16 protein-coding genes are annotated in these 19,316 nt (G+C 69.7%); 5 read left to right on the forward strand and 11 right to left on the reverse strand.

All coding sequences use genetic code 11. The features are described from left to right. Nucleotides 1-2: 2 nt before the first annotated feature. The 3 genes from ACZ7DY_RS31335 to ACZ7DY_RS31345 form a co-directional block, all read right to left on the reverse strand. Complete coding sequence (locus ACZ7DY_RS31335; protein WP_471141308.1) at nt 3-1,100, reverse strand: amidohydrolase family protein; 1,098 nt, start codon at nt 1,098-1,100, stop codon at nt 3-5. A gap of 106 nt (nt 1,101-1,206) precedes the next feature. Further along, the gene (locus ACZ7DY_RS31340; protein WP_471141311.1) at nt 1,207-1,566 is read right to left on the reverse strand and encodes a hypothetical protein; all 360 of its coding nucleotides are present in this window, start codon (nt 1,564-1,566) and stop codon (nt 1,207-1,209) included. Between the two features lie 95 nt (nt 1,567-1,661). Then, on the reverse strand, nt 1,662-2,615 hold the full coding sequence (locus tag ACZ7DY_RS31345) for a heme o synthase (RefSeq protein WP_471141918.1): 954 nt from the start codon (nt 2,613-2,615) through the stop codon (nt 1,662-1,664). 418 nt (nt 2,616-3,033) lie between these two features. Here ACZ7DY_RS31345 and tkt point away from each other — a divergent pair, with 418 nt between their 5' ends. The 5 genes from tkt to pgl are packed head-to-tail and all read left to right on the forward strand — an operon-like array spanning nt 3,034 to nt 9,613. Further along, nucleotides 3,034-5,121, forward strand: a complete 2,088-nt coding sequence (gene tkt / locus ACZ7DY_RS31350) for a transketolase (RefSeq protein ID WP_471141314.1) — start codon at nt 3,034-3,036, stop codon at nt 5,119-5,121. 34 nt (nt 5,122-5,155) lie between these two features. Then, a complete protein-coding gene (tal, locus tag ACZ7DY_RS31355; protein WP_471141316.1) occupies nt 5,156-6,274 on the forward strand; it encodes a transaldolase in 1,119 nt (372 codons plus the stop codon). Then, complete coding sequence (zwf, locus tag ACZ7DY_RS31360; protein ID WP_471141920.1) at nt 6,271-7,803, forward strand: glucose-6-phosphate dehydrogenase; 1,533 nt, start codon at nt 6,271-6,273, stop codon at nt 7,801-7,803. The genes tal and zwf overlap by 4 nt, the downstream gene beginning before the upstream one ends. Further along, nucleotides 7,800-8,837 (forward strand): glucose-6-phosphate dehydrogenase assembly protein OpcA, encoded by a 1,038-nt coding sequence (gene opcA / locus ACZ7DY_RS31365; protein WP_471141319.1) that lies wholly within the window; start codon nt 7,800-7,802, stop codon nt 8,835-8,837. The genes zwf and opcA overlap by 4 nt, the downstream gene beginning before the upstream one ends. Further along, nucleotides 8,834-9,613 (forward strand): 6-phosphogluconolactonase, encoded by a 780-nt coding sequence (gene pgl, locus ACZ7DY_RS31370; protein ID WP_471141322.1) that lies wholly within the window; start codon nt 8,834-8,836, stop codon nt 9,611-9,613. The genes opcA and pgl overlap by 4 nt, the downstream gene beginning before the upstream one ends. A gap of 54 nt (nt 9,614-9,667) precedes the next feature. On the opposite strand, the gene ACZ7DY_RS31375 is transcribed toward pgl, so the two are convergent. The 8 genes from ACZ7DY_RS31375 to ACZ7DY_RS31410 all read right to left on the reverse strand — a co-directional run bounded on the left by ACZ7DY_RS31375 (nt 9,668) and on the right by ACZ7DY_RS31410 (nt 19,191). After that, nucleotides 9,668-10,162 carry a DUF2087 domain-containing protein gene (locus tag ACZ7DY_RS31375; RefSeq protein ID WP_471141324.1) on the reverse strand — a complete coding sequence of 165 codons (495 nt, stop codon included), beginning with the start codon at nt 10,160-10,162 and terminating at the stop codon, nt 9,668-9,670. Nucleotides 10,163-10,249: 87 nt separating this feature from the next. Next, nucleotides 10,250-11,902, reverse strand: coding sequence for a glucose-6-phosphate isomerase (gene pgi / locus ACZ7DY_RS31380; protein WP_471141326.1), 1,653 nt, complete (start codon nt 11,900-11,902; stop codon nt 10,250-10,252). A gap of 168 nt (nt 11,903-12,070) precedes the next feature. Next, nucleotides 12,071-12,406, reverse strand: coding sequence for an RNA polymerase-binding protein RbpA (locus ACZ7DY_RS31385; RefSeq protein ID WP_003957010.1), 336 nt, complete (start codon nt 12,404-12,406; stop codon nt 12,071-12,073). 159 nt (nt 12,407-12,565) lie between these two features. Next, nucleotides 12,566-12,796: a preprotein translocase subunit SecG gene (gene secG, locus ACZ7DY_RS31390; protein WP_055702100.1), complete on the reverse strand. Its 231-nt coding sequence runs from the start codon at nt 12,794-12,796 to the stop codon at nt 12,566-12,568. A 138-nt stretch (nt 12,797-12,934) separates the two neighbouring features. After that, entirely contained in the window at nt 12,935-13,711 is a 777-nt protein-coding gene (gene tpiA, locus ACZ7DY_RS31395) for a triose-phosphate isomerase (protein ID WP_471141328.1), read from the reverse strand. A 6-nt stretch (nt 13,712-13,717) separates the two neighbouring features. Continuing rightward, nucleotides 13,718-14,929, reverse strand: coding sequence for a phosphoglycerate kinase (locus ACZ7DY_RS31400; protein WP_471141331.1), 1,212 nt, complete (start codon nt 14,927-14,929; stop codon nt 13,718-13,720). Between the two features lie 101 nt (nt 14,930-15,030). Beyond that, nucleotides 15,031-16,041 carry a type I glyceraldehyde-3-phosphate dehydrogenase gene (gene gap / locus ACZ7DY_RS31405; protein ID WP_471141333.1) on the reverse strand — a complete coding sequence of 337 codons (1,011 nt, stop codon included), beginning with the start codon at nt 16,039-16,041 and terminating at the stop codon, nt 15,031-15,033. Between the two features lie 189 nt (nt 16,042-16,230). Continuing rightward, nucleotides 16,231-19,191 (reverse strand): M14 family metallopeptidase, encoded by a 2,961-nt coding sequence (locus ACZ7DY_RS31410; protein WP_471141336.1) that lies wholly within the window; start codon nt 19,189-19,191, stop codon nt 16,231-16,233. Nucleotides 19,192-19,316: the final 125 nt, after the last annotated feature.

The following is a 19,316-nucleotide window of genomic DNA, read 5'->3' on the forward strand; positions in this document are numbered from 1 at the left end:
GCTCACTTTCCGGTGGCGGCCGGGAGCCCGTAGACCCGGCGCGCGTTGCCCGCGGCGATCAGTCCCGCCACGCGCTGCGCGTCGCTGAGCGACCAGGCGCCCTCGGCGACCCAGGTGCCGAGCACCCGCCCGAGCGCCTCCCGGAACAGGTGGGCCCCGACGACGTGCAGTTCGGGCAGCCCGTGGGCACCGCTGGAGAACAGCAGTTTGCCGAACGGGGCGAGTTCCAGGATCTCCGCGAGGACGGCCGCGGCCCGCGCCCCGGTGCGCACCAGCGCGGGGCCGAGATCGGCGTACACGTGCGGGAAGACCGCCGCGAGGTGCGCGGCGCTGCGGTGGTACGGATAGCCGTGCAGCAGCACCAGATCGGTGCCGAGCCCGGCGGTGGCCCGCGCGAACTCCCCCACCTGCGTCTGCGGGTCGCCGGCCCCCGCGTGCAGCTGGAGCGGCCGCCCCGAGGCCACGGCGATCCACAGCAGGTGCCGCAGCAGCACGGGGTCGGTGAGCGCCCCGCCCACCTGCCGACCGGCCAGCCAGCGCCCCACCGCGCCCCGCACCTCGCCGGGGCCCGGCGGCTCCGGGGCGAGGGCGAGCGGATGGCGCTCGCCCGCGACCGAGGTGAAGGCGACGGCGCCGACGGCGGCGGCGTGCACGGACTCGGCGAGATTGGCGAGGAATGTGTCCGCGGTGCCCGAGGTGTCCGCGACCTGTTCGGCGAGTAATTCGAGGCGGACGATCTCGCGGGCGTCCGCGTCACCGGTGCAGGCCATCTCGGCGGGCCCGGTCAGGTCCCCCGGCAGCCCCGTGTCGACGAGGTACGTGGTGATGCCGCTGCCCCGCAGCAGGCGCCGGCCCGACTCCAGTACGCCCAGTTCGCGGCGGCGCGCCAGATAGCGGGCCGGCGGGCAGTGCGGCTCCATGCCGAGCAGCGGCGGGCACCAGCGGCGCACCGCGAAGCCGGTCTGGGTGTCGAAGAACGTGGTGCCGGGGGCGGGCGGGCCCTCGCCGCGGCCGAGGTGGGCCTCGAAGGTGCCGAGGCCCAGCTCCGTACGGAGGACGCCATGGCAGTACTGGTCCACCAGGGACGGTGTTTCGATCATCCGGACTCCCGATGAGTGGACCTTGTTCCTAAGGTCCTAACGGGTGACCCGGGTGTCAGGTGTTGCTTTCGGCCGCTCTCCGCGGAACGTCCGGCGCGTCGGTCGGTCAGCCCTTGGTGGCGCCGCCGAGCTGCATTCCCGCCATGCGCTTCCACTCGTAGGGGCCCGTCTTCACCTTGGCGGCGAGTTCCCCGGCGAATTCCTCGTGGACGGTGATGCCGGCCTTCTCGACGGCGGCCTGCGCGATGGCGTAGGTGGGTGCCACCAGGTCGCCCCAGCCGCCGTCCTCGCCGACGAGGACGATCCTGGTGCCCTCGTGGCCGATGTAGGCGACCTGCCCCTCGGCGCCGCCGTGCGCCCGTGCGAAGGCGCCGATCTCCTTGGCGAGCCGGGCGGCACGGCGCTCGGCCCGCGCGGCCCGCCTGCTGTCGTCCTTGCTCTCGTCCACCTGCTGTGTGTCTGCCATGGGCAGGATGCTACCGACGGGTAGATCAACTGGCGACGGGCGGGGCGCGTGGTGTTCGACACCACGCGCCCCGCCCGTCGGCGGATCCGGTGCGCTCAGCGCAGGAAGGGGTCCACGGCCACCGCGACGAAGAGCAGCGAGACGTAGGTGATGGACCAGTGGAAGAGCCGCATCTCCTTGAGCTTGCCGCCCGTGACCTCGGCCTTGGCGCGGTTCTGGAGCCCGTGCGCCTCCCACAGCCACCAGCCGCCGGTGACCAGCGCGACCGCTGTGTAGAACCAGCCGGTGTAGCCGAGCGGCTGGAGCAGCAGGGAGACGGCGACCATGACCCAGCTGTAGAGGACGATCTGGCGGGCGACCACCTTGTTCGAGGCGATGACCGGCAGCATCGGCACGCCCACGCGCGCGTAGTCCTCCTTGACCTTCATGGAGAGCGGCCAGTAGTGCGGCGGCGTCCAGAAGAACATCACCAGGAAGAGGACGACCGGCGCCCACGACATGGAGTTGGTGACCGAGGACCAGCCGATGAGGACCGGCAGGCAGCCCGCGATGCCGCCCCAGACGATGTTCTGGGAGGTCCGCCGCTTCAGGATCATCGTGTAGACGACCACGTAGAAGAGGAGCGCGCCGAGCGAGAGCCAGGCGGAGAGCCAGTTGACGGCGTACCCGAACAGCAGCGTGGAGACGACCGCGAGGGTGATGCCGAACACGAGACATTCACGCGGGCTGACCATCCCGGTCACCAGCGGACGCTGCGACGTGCGGTCCATGAGGGCGTCGATGTCGCGGTCGATGTACATGTTGAGCGCGTTGGCGCCCCCGGCGGAGAGGTAGCCGCCCAGGCAGGTCACGAAGACCAGCCAGAGGTCGGGCACCCCCTGTTCGGCGAGGAACATCACCGGAACGGTGGTGATGAGCAGCAGCTCGATGATCCGCGGCTTGGTCAGCGCCACGAACGCCTTGACACGAGCCCCGAACGGCCGATGGCTCGGGCTAAGGTCCGTCCCGGAAACCCCCGCTGGACGGGATTCAACGGCCGTCACGCACACCCCTGACAGAGACATCCCAGCGGGCCGACCAGCACCTTCTGGCATGAAGATCCGGTAAAGCCCGCGCGTACCACGCCACTGTAGACGTTGCCCATACCTCGCTCTTCGCGGGGGTGGGGTCGTGTTGGGCGGCCGGTCGTGCGGTGCCGGTGGCGAGTTGGGCCGCCAGATGAGCGGAACCCCGCGTTCATTGAGCGGACAAATGGGCGATACCGGTGGCCTTATGAGCGGACATATGAGCGACCCCTTATTCACTTGCGGAATACCCCCGCTTTCCTTTCGGGAGGCGGAGCCTCGCATGTCACTGCACTCTGGAATGACTCGAAAAAATGAGCGTTCCAGCAGCGGTAGGCTCGACATCGGCCGGTGGGATCTACACCGCCGGCATTCGACATGTGGAGAGGAGCCCTGACTCAGGGTGAGCACCAAGCCGACCACCACAGACCTCGAGTGGACCGAACTGGACCAGCGAGCCGTTGATACCGCTCGCGTCCTGGCCATGGATTCCGTACAGAAGGTCGGCAACGGCCATCCCGGTACGGCCATGAGCCTCGCGCCCGCCGCGTACACCCTCTTCCAGAAGGTGATGCGCCACGACCCCGCGGACGCCGACTGGACCGGCCGCGACCGGTTCGTCCTCTCTGCGGGCCACTCGTCCCTGACCCTCTACACCCAGCTCTACCTGGCCGGCTTCGGCCTGGAGCTGGACGACCTGAAGGCCTTCCGCACCTGGGGCTCGAAGACCCCGGGCCACCCGGAGTACGGCCACACGGTCGGTGTGGAGACGACCACGGGCCCCCTGGGCCAGGGTGTCGCCAACGCCGTGGGCATGGCGATGGCCGCCCGCTACGAGCGCGGCCTGTTCGACCCGGAGGCGGCCGCCGGCTCGTCCCCGTTCGACCACTTCATCTACGCCATCGCCGGTGACGGCTGCCTCCAGGAGGGCATCTCCGGCGAGGCCTCGTCGCTGGCCGGGCACCAGAAGCTCGGCAACCTGATCCTGCTGTGGGACGACAACCACATCTCGATCGAGGGCGACACGGAGACCGCGGTCTCCGAGGACACCATCAAGCGGTACGAGGCGTACGGCTGGCACGTCCAGCGCGTGGCCCCCAAGGAGAACGGCGACCTCGACCCGGCCGCCCTGTACGCCGCGATCAAGGCCGCCCAGGCCGAGACCGAGCGCCCCTCCTTCATCGCGATGCGCTCGATCATCGCCTGGCCCGCCCCGAACGCGCAGAACACCGAGGCCGCGCACGGCTCGGCGCTCGGCGACGAAGAGGTGGCCGCCACCAAGCGCGTCCTCGGCTTCGACCCGGAGCAGACCTTCGAGGTCTCCGACGAGGTCCTGGCCCACACCCGCAAGGCCCTCGACCGCGGCCGCGACGCCAAGGCCGAGTGGGAGAAGGGCTTCGCCGCCTGGCGCTCCGCCAACGGCGAGCGCGCCGCCGAGTTCGACCGCATCCGCGCGGGCGAGCTGCCCAAGGGCTGGGAGGAGAAGCTCCCGGAGTTCGAGACCGGCAAGGGTGTCGCCACCCGTGCCGCGTCCGGCAAGATCCTGCAGGCGCTCGGCCCGGTCATCCCCGAGCTGTGGGGCGGCTCCGCCGACCTGGCGGGCTCGAACAACACGACGATCGACAAGACCTCGTCGTTCCTGCCCGAGGGCAACCCGCTGCCGGGCGCCGACCCGTACGGCCGTACGGTCCACTTCGGCATCCGCGAGCACTCCATGGCCGCGGAGATGAACGGCATCGCGCTGCACGGCAACACGCGCATTTTCGGCGGCACCTTCCTGGTCTTCTCCGACTACATGCGCAACGCCGTCCGTCTGTCCGCGCTGATGCACCTGCCGGTGACGTACGTGTGGACGCACGACTCCATCGGCCTCGGCGAGGACGGCCCGACCCACCAGCCGGTCGAGCACCTGGCCTCGCTGCGCGCCATCCCGGGCCTGAACGTGGTCCGCCCGGCCGACGCGAACGAGACCGTCATCGCCTGGCGCGAGATCCTGCGCCGGTACACCAAGGAGTTCGGCAAGGGCGCCCCGCACGGCCTCGCGCTGACCCGCCAGGGCGTGCCGACGTACGAGCGCAACGAGGACGCCGCCAAGGGCGGCTACGTCCTGTTCGAGGCCGAGGGCGGCTCCCCCGAGGTCGTGCTCATCGGCACCGGCTCCGAGGTCCAGCTCGCCGTCGAGGCGCGCGAGCAGCTGCAGGCGGCGGGCGTTCCGACGCGTGTCGTCTCGATGCCGTCGGTCGAGTGGTTCGAGGAGCAGGACCAGGGGTACCGGGACTCGGTGCTGCCGCCGTCCGTCAAGGCGCGCGTGGCGGTCGAGGCCGGCATCGGTCTGACCTGGCACCGCTTCGTGGGCGACGCCGGACGCATCGTCTCGCTGGAGCACTTCGGTGCCTCGGCGGACGGCAAGGTGCTCTTCCGCGAGTTCGGGTTCACCGCGGACGCGGTGGCCCAGGCGGCGCGGGAATCGATCGCCGCCGCTCAGCGCTGACGCCCATATACGACCAAGTAGGAGATGTAATTCCATGACAGACGCACTCAAGCGCCTTTCCGAAGAAGGCGTCGCGATCTGGCTGGACGACCTGTCGCGCAAGCGGATCACGTCCGGCAACCTCGCCGAACTGATCGACCAGCAGCACGTCGTGGGCGTCACGACCAACCCGTCGATCTTCCAGAAGGCCATCTCGCAGGGCGACGGTTACGACCAGCAGCTCTCCGACCTGGCGGCCCGCGAGGTCACCGTCGAAGAGGCCATCCGCATGATCACGACGGCGGACGTCCGTGACGCCGCCGACATCCTGCGCCCGGTCTTCGACGCGACGGGCGGCCAGGACGGCCGGGTGTCCATCGAGGTCGACCCGCGCCTGGCGCACAACACCAAGGCGACGACCGCCGAGGCCAAGCAGCTCGCGTGGCTGGTCGACCGGCCGAACGCGCTCATCAAGATCCCGGCCACCGAGGCGGGCATCCCGGCGATCACCGAGGTCATCGGCCTCGGCATCAGCGTCAACGTCACGCTGATCTTCTCGCTCGAGCGCTACCGCATGGTCATGGACGCGTACCTCGCGGGCCTGGAGAAGGCCAAGGAGCGCGGCCTGGACCTCTCGAAGATCCACTCCGTGGCGTCCTTCTTCGTCTCCCGGGTGGACACCGAGATCGACAAGCGGCTCGACGGCATCGGCACGGACGAGGCCAAGTCCCTCAAGGGCAAGGCCGCGCTCGCCAACGCCCGCCTCGCGTACGAGGCGTACGAGGAGGTCTTCTCCTCCGACCGCTGGGCCGCCCTCGACAAGGCGCAGGCCAACAAGCAGCGTCCGCTGTGGGCCTCGACCGGCGTCAAGGACCCGGCGTACAAGGACACCCTGTACGTCGACGAGCTCGTCGCGCCCAACACGGTGAACACCATGCCGGAGGCGACCCTGGAGGCCACCGCCGACCACGGTTCGATCACCGGCAACACCATCGCGGGCACGTACGACCAGGCTCGTGCCGAGATCGCCGCCGTGGAGAAGCTCGGCATCTCGTACGACGAGGTCGTGCAGCTCCTGGAGGACGAGGGCGTCGAGAAGTTCGAGGCGTCCTGGAACGACCTGCTCAAGTCGACCGAGGCCGAGCTCAAGCGCCTCGCTCCTGCGAAGGGCTGACCACTTTGTCAAGCAGCAATCCGCTGCGTGACGCCGCAGACCGACGGCTCCCGCGTATCGCGGGGCCGTCGGGTCTGGTCATTTTCGGCGTCACGGGCGATTTGTCCCGTAAAAAGTTGATGCCCGCCGTCTACGACCTCGCCAACCGGGGTCTCCTGCCGCCGGGCTTCTCGCTCATCGGCTTCGCGCGCCGCGACTGGGAGGACGAGGACTTCGCCCAGGTCGTCCACGACGCGGTCAAGCAGCACTCGCGGACCCCGTTCCGCGAGGAGGTCTGGCAGCAGCTCATCCAGGGCATGCGCTTCGTCCAGGGCAACTTCGACGACGACGACGCCTTCGAGCAGCTCAAGGCCACCATCCAGGAGCTGGACAAGGCGCAGGGCACCGGCGGCAATTTCGCGTTCTACCTCTCCGTGCCGCCGAAGTTCTTCCCGCAGGTGGTGCAGCAGCTCAAGAAGCACGAGCTGGCCGACGCCCCGAAGGGCGCCTGGCGCCGCGCGGTCATCGAGAAGCCGTTCGGCCACGACCTCGCCTCGGCCCGCGAGCTGAACGCGATCGTGCACGAGGTGTTCGCCCCGGACCAGGTCTTCCGGATCGACCACTACCTCGGCAAGGAGACCGTCCAGAACATTCTGGCGCTCCGCTTCGCCAACCAGATGTTCGAGCCGATCTGGAACCGGTCCTACGTCGACCACGTCCAGATCACCATGGCCGAGGACATCGGCATCGGCGGCCGCGCCGGCTACTACGACGGCATCGGCGCCGCCCGCGACGTCATCCAGAACCACCTGCTCCAGCTGATGGCGCTGACCGCGATGGAGGAGCCCGCCTCCTTCGACGCCAACGCGCTCGTCGCCGAGAAGGCGAAGGTTCTCGGCGCCGTCCGGCTGCCCAAGGACCTCGGCAGGAACACGGTCCGCGGGCAGTACTCCGCCGGCTGGCAGGGCGGCGAGAAGGCCGTCGGCTACCTCCAGGAAGAGGGCATCGACGCCAAGTCGAAGACCGACACCTACGCGGCCGTCAAGCTGGAGGTGGACAACCGCCGCTGGGCGGGCGTCCCCTTCTACCTGCGCACCGGCAAGCGCCTCGGCCGCCGCGTCACCGAGATCGCGGTGGTCTTCCAGCGCGCGCCCCACTCCCCGTTCGACCACACGGCGACCGAGGAGCTCGGGCAGAACGCGATCGTCATCCGCGTCCAGCCCGACGAGGGCATCACGGTCCGGTTCGGCTCCAAGGTGCCCGGCACCTCCATGGAGATCCGGGACGTGTCGATGGACTTCGCGTACGGCGAGTCCTTCACCGAGTCCAGCCCGGAGGCGTACGAGCGGCTCATCCTGGACGTCCTGCTCGGCGACGCCAACCTCTTCCCGCGCACGGAGGAGGTCGAGCTCTCCTGGAAGATCCTCGACCCGATCGAGGAGTACTGGGACAAGCACGGCAAGCCCGCGCAGTACCCGGCAGGCACCTGGGGCCCGACCGAGGCGGACGAAATGCTCGCACGAGACGGACGGAGCTGGCGTCGGCCATGAAGATCGACCTTACGGACACCACGTCCAGCAAGATCAACAAGGCGCTCGTGCAGGGCCGCAGGGCCATCGGCACCCCGGCCGTCGGCATGGTGCTCACCCTCGTCATCGTCACCGACGAGGAGAACGCCTACGACGCCCTGAAGGCCGCCAACGACGCGTCCCGCGAGCACCCCTCGCGCACCCTCGTGGTCATCAAGCGGGCCGCGCGCTCGCCCCGTGACCGCACCACCTCGCGGCTCGACGCCGAGGTGCGGGTCGGCGTCGAGGCCGGCACCGGTGAGACGGTGGTCCTGCGGCTGTACGGCGAGGTCATCGACCACGCCCAGTCGGTCGTGCTGCCGCTGCTGCTGCCCGACGCCCCCGTGGTCGTCTGGTGGCCGGTGAACGCCCCGCTGGACCCGGCCAACGACCCGCTGGGCACCCTGGCCCAGCGCCGCGTCACGGACACCTACGCGGCCGAGGACCCGATCCACGAGCTGACCGCGCGCGCCGAGGCCTACCACCCCGGTGACACGGACCTCTCCTGGACCCGCATCACCCCGTGGCGCTCCATGCTCGCCGCGGCCCTGGACCAGGTCACGTGCAAGGTCACCTCGGTGCAGGTGGACGGCGAGGAGTTCAACCCGAGCTGCGAGCTGCTGGCCATGTGGCTCGCGGACCGGCTCGACGTCCCCGTCAAGCGCGCCCTGTCGGCCGGCCCGGGTCTGACCGGCGTCCGCATGGAGACCGACTGCGGTCCCATCGTGCTGGACCGCGCCGACGGCTCGCTCGCCACGCTCTCCATCGAGGGCCAGCCCGACCGCGCGGTGGCGCTCAAGCGCCGCGAGACGGCCGAGCTGATCGCCGAGGAGCTGCGCCGCCTTGACCCGGACGACACCTACGCCTCCGCGCTGAAGTACGGCGTGGAGCGGCTGGGCCAGCCGTCCGAGCCGGTGACGGAGACGGCGTCGCAGGGCAGGGAGGCCGCCACGGATCCCGAGCCGAAGAAGGCGCCGGCGAAGAAGGCGCCCGCCAAGAAGGCGGCGGCGAAGTGAGCGCGGCCCCGCAGCTCGTCGTCCACCGCGACAAGGACCTGATGGCGCAGGCCGCGGCGGCCCGCCTCATCACGAAGATCGTCGACGCGCAGGCCGCCCGCGGCTCCGCGTCGGTGGTCCTCACCGGCGGCCGCAACGGCAACGGCGTGCTGAAGGCGCTCGGCGCCTCCCCCGCCCGGGACGCGGTCGACTGGTCGCGCCTGGACCTGTGGTGGGGCGACGAGCGCTTCCTGCCCGACGGCGATCCGGAGCGCAACTACACCCAGGCCAAGGAGGCGCTGCTCGACTCGGTGCCCCTCAACCCGGCCCGGGTGCACCCGATGCCCGCGTCGGACGGCGCCTACGAGGTGGACGCGGCGGCGGAGATCTACGCCGCCGAGCTCACCGCGGCCGCGGGCCCGGAGGACCACGGCCCCGTGCCGACCTTCGACGTCCTGATGCTCGGCGTCGGCCCCGACACGCACATCGCGTCGCTCTTCCCGGAGCTGCCCGCGGTGCGCGAGACGGTGCGCCCGGTGGTCGGCGTGCACGGCGCGCCGAAGCCGCCGCCCACCCGCATCTCGCTCACCCTCCCGGCGATCCGGGCGGCCCGCGAGGTGTGGCTGCTCGCGGCCGGCGAGGACAAGGCGCGGGCCGCGGCCATCGCCCTGTCCGGCGCCGGCGAGGTGCAGGCCCCCGCGGCCGGCGCCTACGGCCGGTCGCGCACGCTGTGGCTGCTGGACGCCGCGGCGGCCTCGCAGCTCCCTCCGGAGCTGTATCCGCCGGCCGTGGCGTAGCCGTCGCACGTCGTCATGGCCGAGGGCCCTCGCACCAGGTCGGTGCGGGGGCCCTCAGGCGTCGACGAGGACGCGCCGGTAGCTGCTGCCGTCCTGCTCGCGGACGAGGAGGCCGTCCGAGACGCAGTACCGCCGCAGCGCGGCCGTGTCGTCGTGGACGGTGCCGAACGCGTCGTTGACCTCGCGCTCGCTGTAGACGCGGCCGGTGTCGAAGAGGGTGTCCGTGAGGTGGACGAGGAGTTCGTGGCGCACGACGGGCCGTACCGGGATGGCGGTGAGGCGGCCGTGCGCGAAGAAGCCGGTGAGCCGGCGCGGCACCGTGGGGTGGGCGTGGGCGTCTACGGGGTCGGGGGCCCGCCGGAAGACGGCCGGGTCGGCCCGCAGCGAGCCGTCGGGCAGCCGCTCCACGAGTCCGGTGGCGAGCAGGCGCCCCAGGTGTTTGCGGGCGGCGGCGCCGTCGGCCTCGTGCGCCGGCAGGTCGGCAAGGACTATGCGTGCGTACAGCCTCAGTCTCTCGGGGTCGGCGAGCGCGGCGAGCAGCTGGTCCATGACGGGGTCCCTCCCGGCGGATGACAGAGCCGAAGCAGTGTCACCCGCCGGGCGGGGCGCCCGCATCCGATTAACGCCCGGCGGGACTCAACGCCCGCGCAGGTCCCGGTACTTGGCGACCAGCGCCGTGGTGGAGCCGTCCAGGTCGGGCACCTCGGCGCCCTCGGTCAGCGCGGGCTCGACGCGCTTGGCGAGGACCTTGCCGAGCTCGACGCCCCACTGGTCGAAGGAGTCGATGTTCCACACGGCGCCCTGGACGAAGACCTTGTGCTCGTAGAGCGCGACGAGCTGACCGAGGACGGAGGGGGTCAGCTCCTTGGCGAGGATCGTCGTCGTCGGGTGGTTGCCCTTGAACGTCTTGTGCGGGACGAGCTCCTCGGGGACGCCCTCGGCGCGGACCTCGTCGGGCGTCTTGCCGAACGCCAGCGCCTGCGTCTGCGCGAAGAAGTTGGCCATCAGCAGGTCGTGCTGGGCGATCAGGCCGGGCAGCAGGTCGGCGACGGGACGGGCGAAGCCGATGAAGTCCGCCGGGATCAACTTCGTGCCCTGGTGGATGAGTTGGTAGTAGGCGTGCTGGCCGTTGGTGCCCGGCGTGCCCCAGACGACCGGGCCCGTCTGCCAGTCGACCTCCTCGCCGTTCCGGTCGACGTACTTGCCGTTGGACTCCATGTCCAGCTGCTGGAGGTACGCGGTGAACTTGGAGAGGTAGTGCGAGTACGGCAGGACGGCGTGCGACTGCGCGTCGTGGAAGTTGCCGTACCAGATGCCGAGGAGCCCCATCAGGAGCGGGACGTTGGACTCGGCGGGCGCGGTGCGGAAGTGCTCGTCGACGAGGTGGAAGCCGTCGAGCATCTCGCGGAAGCGGTCCGGCCCGATGGCGATCATCAGGGAGAGGCCGATCGCCGAGTCGTAGGAGTAGCGGCCGCCGACCCAGTCCCAGAACTCGAACATGTTGGCCGTGTCGATGCCGAACTCCGAGACCTTCTCGGCGTTGGTCGACAGGGCCACGAAGTGCTTGGCGACGGCGTCCTGACCGGCCTTCAGCTCGGTGAGCAGCCAGTCGCGCGCCGACGTGGCGTTCGTGATGGTCTCGATGGTGGTGAAGGTCTTCGAGGCGATGATGAACAGCGTCTCGGCGGCGTCCAGGTCCCGCACGGCCTCGTGCAGGTCCGCGCCGTCCACGTTCGACACGAAGCGGACGGTGAGCTCGCGGTCGGTGAAGGAGCGGAGCACCTCGTACGCCATCGCCGGACCGAGGTCGGAGCCGCCGATGCCGATGTTGACGACGTTCCTGATGCGCTTGCCGGTGTGACCGGTCCACTCGCCGGAGCGCACCTTCTCGGAGAAGGCGCCCATCTTGTCGAGGACGGCGTGCACGGCCGGCACCACGTTCTCGCCGTCGACCTCGATGACGGCGTCGCGCGGGGCGCGCAGCGCCGTGTGCAGGACCGCGCGGTCCTCCGTCGTGTTGATCTTCTCGCCGCGGAACATCGCGTCCCGCAGGCCGAAGACGTCACTGGCGGCGGCGAGCTCGCGCAGCAGCCGCAGCGTCTCCTCGGTGACGAGGTGCTTGGAGTAGTCGATGTGCAGGTCACCGACCTGAAGGGTGTACGCCGTACCGCGCGCCGGATCCGCGGCGAACAGATCGCGCAGCTGCACCTCCCCGAGCTGTTCGCGGTGCTTGGTGAGTGCCGTCCACTCGGGCGTCTGATTGAGCCTGGCGCGGCTTTCTGCATTCATCTCGGACTTCAGCCTTCTCTCGTACCGGCGTACGTGTATTGCCCCGCTGCACTCTCCAACCTAATCGATCAGAGAGCGGTATGAGATGTCTGAAACTGTCTGTCCGCACACGTGCCGGGAGAAAGAAACCGGCCGGACACCTCTCGGTGTCCGGCCGGCTCTCAAGTACTAGATCTCGCCCCGCAGTTTGGCGAGCGCTTCCGCGAGGATGGCCTCGCCGTCGGCGTCGCTGCGCCGCTCGCGCACATACGCAAGGTGCGTCTTGTACGGCTCGGTGCGCGGCGGGTCCGGCGGGTTGTCCCGGTCCTGACCTGCCGGAAAGCCGCAGCGGGGACAGTCCCACGTATCGGGGACCTGCGCGTCGCTGGCGAAGCTCGGCTGCGTCTCGTGCCCGTTGGAGCACCAGAAGGAGATGCGCAGTCGCGGCGCGGACTCACCGCGCTCGGCCTCGCCCATCGGCCCCGCCCCGACCCGACTTCCTCGGATCGCGTTGCCACTTGCCACGGTCGTAACTCCCTGCGTGATGGTGCTGCTGCGGGCGCCTCAGTTTACGTAAGGCCCAACGCGCGTCCAGTGTTGGGAGTTACACCCCACCCCCGGACGCAAGCCCCATGATAAGCCGCGCACGCGGGCGCGCACCGGACAAGCGACCAGTGCCTTGCGCTAGTTGTTCGCCTTCATCAGCAGACCCAGCGCGACAATGCACGCGAACCACAGCAGACCGACCACGACCGTGATGCGGTCGAGATTTCGCTCCGCGACGGAGGAGCCGCCGACGGACGACTGCATGCCGCCGCCGAACATGTCGGAGAGACCGCCGCCCTTGCCCTTGTGCATCAGCACCAGCAGCATCATCAGCAGGCTGAAGACGATCAGGGCGATCGAGAACCCCATAACCACGGCTGGACCAACTTCCTCGGATCTGAAATCGACGGCGGGGGCCGGGGGCTTTTCACGGGCGAGCTTTCAAGCCAGCCTTTTCGACAGCCTCCGACCCCCGCAAGGGTACGACGTATCGCCGCTACCGCATACTCACTGGTCGCGGAACCGGACGATCTTGACGAACTCGTCCGAGTCCAGCGCGGCGCCACCGACCAGGGCGCCGTCGACGTCGGGCTGCGCCATGATGTCGGCGACGTTCTTCGCCTTGACGGAGCCGCCGTACTGGATGCGCACCTTCTCGGCGAGCTCGGGCGAGTACAGCTCGGCGAGGCGGCGGCGGATCGCGCCGCAGACCTCCTGCGCGTCCTCGGGCGTGGCGACCTCGCCGGTGCCGATGGCCCAGACCGGCTCGTAGGCGATGACGATCGTCTCGGCCTGCTCGGCCGGGACGTCCTTCAGGCCGCCGTCGAGCTGGTTCAGGGTGTACTGGACCTGCTGGCCGGCCTTGCGGATGTCCAGGCCCTCGCCGACGCAGAGGATCGGGGTCAGGCCGTGCTTGAACGCGGCCTTCACCTTGGCGTTGCAGATCTGGTCGGTCTCGGCGTGGTACTGGCGGCGCTCGGAGTGGCCGACGGCCACGTACGTGCACTTCAGCTTGGCCAGCATCGGGCCGGAGATCTCGCCGGTGTAGGCGCCGGAGTCGTGCGCCGAGATGTCCTGGGCGCCGTACTTGATCTTGAGCTTGTCGCCGTCGACCAGGGTCTGCACCGAGCGCAGGTCGGTGAAGGGCGGCAGGACGGCGACCTCGCAGGCGTCGTAGTCCTTGTCGGCCAGGGCGAAGGCGAGCTTCTGGACGTGGGCGATGGCCTCGAGGTGGTTGAGGTTCATCTTCCAGTTGCCCGCCATCAGCGGGGTGCGCGTAGTCATCAGGTCTCAGTTCTCCAGTGCCGCGAGGCCGGGGAGCGTCTTGCCCTCGAGGTATTCGAGGGAGGCGCCGCCGCCGGTCGAGATGTGGCCGAATGCGTTCTCGTCGAAGCCCAGCTGGCGCACGGCCGCGGCGGAGTCGCCGCCGCCGACGACCGTGAAGGCCGGGGAGTCGAGGAGGGCCTGGGCGACCGCCTTGGTGCCCTCGGCGTAGTCCGGGTGCTCGAAGACGCCCATCGGGCCGTTCCAGAAGATGGTGGCCGCGTCGGCGAGCTTCGAGGCGTAGAGCTTACGGGTCTCGGGCCCGATGTCGAGACCCTCCTGGTCGGCCGGGATGGCGTCCGCGGCGACCGTGGTGGGGTTGGCAGGGGCCTTGGTCTTCAGGTCCGGGAAGTCCGGGGAGACCAGGACGTCGACGGGCAGGACGAACTCGACGCCCTTGGCCTCGGCGCGCCGCATGTACTCCTGCACCGCCGGGATCTGGTCCTCCTGGAGGAGGGAGATGCCGACCTCGTGGCCCTGGGCCTTGAGGAAGGTGTAGGCCATGCCGCCGCCGATGAGGATGCGGTCGGCCTTCTCCAGGAGGTGGTCGATCACACCGAGCTTGTCGGAGACCTTGGCGCCGCCGAGGACCACGGCGTAGGGCCGCTTGACGTCGTCGGTGAGCTTCTTCAGGACGCCGACCTCGGTGGCGATGAGGTAGCCGGCGTAGTGCGGCAGCTTGGCCGGGAGGTCGAAGACGGAGGCGTGCTTGCGGTGCACCGCGCCGAAGCCGTCGCCCACGTAGACGTCGGCGAGGGCGGCGAGCTGGTCGGCGAACCCGGCGCGCTCGGCGTCGTCCTTGGAGGTCTCGCCCGCGTTGAAGCGGAGGTTCTCGATGACGGCGACCTGACCGGGCTGCAGGCCGTCGACGGCGTCGTGCGCGGCGGCACCCACGGTGTCCTGCGCGAACGCGACGGACGCGCCGAGGAGTTCACCGAGCCGCTCAGCGGCGGGCAGCAGCGAGAAGGCCGGGTCCGGGGTGCCCTTGGGGCGGCCCAGGTGCGAGGCCACGATCACCTTGGCGCCCGCGTCGGCGAGCGCCTTGACGGTGGGCAGGACGGCGCGGATGCGGCCGTCGTCGGTGATGGTGCCCTCGGCGAGCGGCACGTTGAGGTCGGCGCGGACGAAGACCCGCTTGCCGTCGACTCCTTCGGCGAGAAGTTCGTCGATCGTCTTCATGAACTGGACTCCTTGGGTGGGCTGACGCACAACAGGGCCCGGAGCGCGCGACGTTGCGCGGTCCGGACCCTGTGCTCACATCTAGGTGCCTGCTCTGGTGGTTAGAGCTGACCGCCGACGAAGACGGTGAGGTCGACGAGACGGTTGGAGTAGCCCCACTCGTTGTCGTACCAGCCGAGGATCTTCACCGACTTGCCGTCCTGGACCATCGTCATGGACGAGTCGAAGGTGCAGGAGGCCGGGTCGCTGACGATGTCGGACGACACGATCGGGTCCTCGGTGTAGAAGAGGTAGCCCTTCAGGTCGCCGTCGTCGGCAGCCTTCTTGAACGCGGCGTTGACCTCGTCCTTGGTGACCTCGCGGGAGACCTCGACGACCAGGTCGGTGGCCGAACCGGTCGGGACCGGGACGCGCATCGCGATGCCGTCGAGCTTGCCCTTGAGCTGCGGCAGGACCAGCGCGGTGGCCTTGGCGGCGCCCGTGGTGGTCGGGATGATGTTCTCGGCGGCGGCGCGGGCGCGGCGCAGGTCCTTGTGCGGGAAGTCCAGGATGCGCTGGTCGTTGGTGTACGCGTGGACCGTGGTCATCAGGCCCTTGACGATGCCGAAGTTCTCGTCGAGAACCTTGGCCATCGGCGCCACGCAGTTGGTGGTGCAGGAGGCGTTCGAGATGACGTGGTGGTTGGCCGCGTCATACTTGTCCTGGTTGACGCCCATCACGATGGTGATGTCCTCGTCCTTGGCCGGAGCCGAGATGAGGACCTTCTTCGCGCCACCGGTGATGTGCTTCTCGGCGTCGGCCTTCTTGGTGAAGATGCCCGTCGACTCGATCACGATGTCGACACCCAGGTCGCCCCACGGGATGTCGGCGGGGTTGCGCTCGGACAGGACCTTGATGGTCTTGCCGTCGACGGTGATGGTGTCCTCGGTGTGCGACACCTCGGCCTTGAGGCGGCCCAGGATGGTGTCGTACTTCAGCAGGTGGGCCGTGGTCGCGGTGTCACCCAGGTCGTTGACAGCCACGATCTCGATGTCCGCACCCTGCTCGAGCAGCGCGCGGAAGTAGTTGCGACCGATGCGGCCAAAGCCGTTGATGCCTACGCGGATCGTCACGAAACCGATCTCCTCGTTGGTACGCCGGTTTTAGACGCCGGCGAGTTGTATGGGATGTCCCCGACCGCCTCCGACCCTACCTCTCTGAAGCCTCTGAGGTGACATCGAGCGGGGCTGCGGGCGGCACAAAGGCCCGTACCCCGCAGTAGGGGTACGGGCCACCGGGACCTTGGTCCCGATTACGCACTGTCAGCTGCGCAGATGTGCCAGGGAGGCGCCCATAAGAGCGGCCCTCTCGGCCTTTCCGGGGACATGTTCGAACCCGAAGCCGAGCAGCACGCTGTCACGCGCTGTGACCGCCGCGTAGGACCGGAAGAGCTCCCCGGTGCGCGCCCAGTCGCCTGTGATATTGGGGCTGCCGGGCGGGGCCGGCGCGACGCTCCAGGAGCCGAGCGAGCTCTCGAATCCCTCGCTCTCCCTGACGGTGCCGGCGACGACCAGCTGCGCGTTGTCCGCGAAGAGGCCGCGGCCGCCGCTGGAGGGGTCGGTGACCGAGCTGAGGGAGACCTCGATCTTCTTGCCCGCGTAGGCGCTGAGGTCGAACGCGACGGGCTTCCAGCCGCCGGAGGACCCGGTGAAGCTGTTCCACGCCCCGCTGGTGCCGGAGGCCGTGCAGGCGTCCGTGCCGAGGGTGAGGTAGTGGCGCAGGAAGGGGTGGCCGTGCACGAAGAAGCCGGCCGCGCACTCGGCGGGGACGGCGGTGGACGAGTTGCCGTTCTTGTCCGGCAGGGTGGTCCAGTCGTCGGCGCCGGTGGTGTGCGCCTCCAGGAGGCCGTGGTCGTAACCGGTCTCCAGGTTCCAGTTGAGGGCCAGGCGCAGCTCCGGGGCGTCGGCGGCCGTGACGCCGGTCAGGTCGATGGTGTGGGTGAGGCGCTTGTAGTCCTGGTCGGCGTGGGTGGCCGAGGCCATGCCCTGGCCCGCGAAGGGTGCGTACGGGTTGGCGAGGCCCGGGTAGGAGCCCGCCGCCGCGCTCCTGAACTGCGGGAACTGCCGGGGCGGCAGAGTGTCGGAGGTGAGGGTGAAGCGGCCGGCCTTGTCGAGCGGGTTGGGGTCGGCGGCGGCGAGCGGCGTGCTGACGCCGTCGAGCGCGCCGCTGCCCGCGAAGCGGTTGGCGCCGGGCGCGGAGATGCGTTCGTAGGCGCCCAGGTAGTACTGGGCGAAGTCGTCGGTGAGCGCCTCGCCGAGGTCGACGTTGCCGCCGGTGCGCTCGCCGGACTCGATGAGCTTGCCGCCCTCGTTGAGGTAGTCGCGCAGGGCGAGTTGGGTGGGCGCTCCGGGGACCGGGTCGCCGGTGTAGTGGACGACGGCGGAGAAGTGCGACAGGACGCCGAGGGGATGCGGGACGCCCTGTTCGGCCACGTCCCAGACGGCGGCCGGGCGGCCGTTGGCCTTCAGGGCCTCGACGTACTTCTGGGTCTGCGTGGCCTTCGTGCCCTCTTCGGCCACGACGAGCGTGCCGGCCTTGGGGCGCTCGGCGACGGTGTACGTGAAGTGCTTGCTCTGGGTGCGGCCCTTCGCCGTGCGGCCGGTGAACCACACCTCGACCTTGTCACCCACACGGGCGTTGCCGACCTCGGCGCGGTACTCGTCGAAGTAGAGGTTGTCGTCGCCGCCGTAGGTCTCGCCGCCCTTCCATGCCTTCAGGTTCTCGTGGTGCGTGCGGCCGCCGTTGACGCGGTAGTTGAGCTCCTTGTCGCGGACCGACCTGCGGGCGGTGACGGCGACCTTCTGGTCGCCTCCGCGCGCGTAGGAGGTGGTAAAGGCGTCGGGGGTGAAGTCCGGCGCGTCGATGCCGGTGACGGAGACCGGCTTGTCGGGGTGGAGTGCGGTCTCGGCGACGGCGAGCGCGAATGGGACGTTCTTGGCGAACTCCTGCTGGATCAGCTTCTCGTCGTCGGGGAAGGTGAAGATGGAGGCGCAGTCCTCGGGCTTCCAGGCGTCGTCGGGGTCGATGTTCGACGCGGTCTGGCAGGTGGACATCTCCGGGGTGAACATCGCCATGCCGTTGACGTTGGCCGCGTGGCCGTCGGCTTCGCCGTTGGTGGTGTAGAGCTCGGAAGAGACCTGCGGGTGGTAGCCGGGGATCGCGGACTTCTCGGGGGTGCCGGCCAGCGCCTTGTAGAGGACGTCGTCGGGGGTCGGCGTGGCGACCTGCCAGCCCACTCCGTAGAGGAGCAGTTCGGCCGCGGAGTGGTAGTTGATGCCGTAGGTGAACCCGATGCGCTTCTCGAAGCGGTCGAGGGCCACGGTCTCCGGCTCGGACAGGGGGCCGGTGCCGCGGTACGTCTCGTTGGAGGGGTCGGGGGACGAGCCCTCGTTGTCGTAGCCCCACTTGTAGGTGAAGTTGCGGTTGAGGTCGACGCCGTCGCCGGGGGCTATGCGGCCGTCGCCGTCGATGTCGCGGAGGTTCTTGCGCCACTGGCGGTTGCCGTCGGCGGCGTGCGTGTAGTCGTAGCCGTCGGGGTTGGCGGAGAGCACGAACCACAGCTCGGTGGAGTTCACCAGCTTGGTGATGCGCTTGTCCTTGCCGTAGTTGTCCAGGTAGTGGTGCATCAGGCGGCGGGTCATCTCGGGGGTGATCCACTCGCGGGCGTGCTGGTTGGACAGGTAGAGCGTGGCCGGTTTGGCGCCGTCCTTGGTCTTCCGTGCGCCCTTGGACAGCTTCAGGGCGAGGATGTCCTGGCCCTTGAGGGTCTTGCCGATGGAGACGACCTTGGTGAGGTCGGGGTGGGCCTGGCCGGTCCTGACGATCTCCTCCTTGAGACCGCCCTTGCCGCTGTACGGCCGGTAGACGCCGTCCCCCGCGGCCTTCAACCGCTTCTGCGCGGCCGCGGAGACCTTGTGCTCGCTGAGCTCGATGCCCTGGCGTTCGATCGCCTTGGCCTGGCCCGCGGTCAGGTACAGCTCGACGGGGCCCTTGCCGTGCTCGGGCGTCTGCCCGGCGAGTTCGTGGGCGTCCTGACCGGCCTCGACCAGGATCGGTATCTGTTTCTTGGTGACCTCCGCCCGGTACACCTGGATGGTCGCCGGGTCGTCGGCCGTCCGGGTCCCGCCCGGCCCGCCGGCCTGGGCGTGCGGTGCGGCGGCGAGACCGCCGACGAGCAGTGCCCCGGCCGCGAGAACCGATCTCGCGCTCGCTCTTCGTCTCATGAGCCCCCCTTGCAGTGGTCCGGCACGGATGTGCGGGATGCCAGGCTCGTGACGGTGCATGATCATGTCAATACAGCGGGTGAAGACGGGCGGAGCGGGCATGCGAAAGCCGCCGGTGTCCGGTG

The sequence above is a fragment of the Streptomyces sp. NPDC037013 genome, assembly GCF_055607265.1.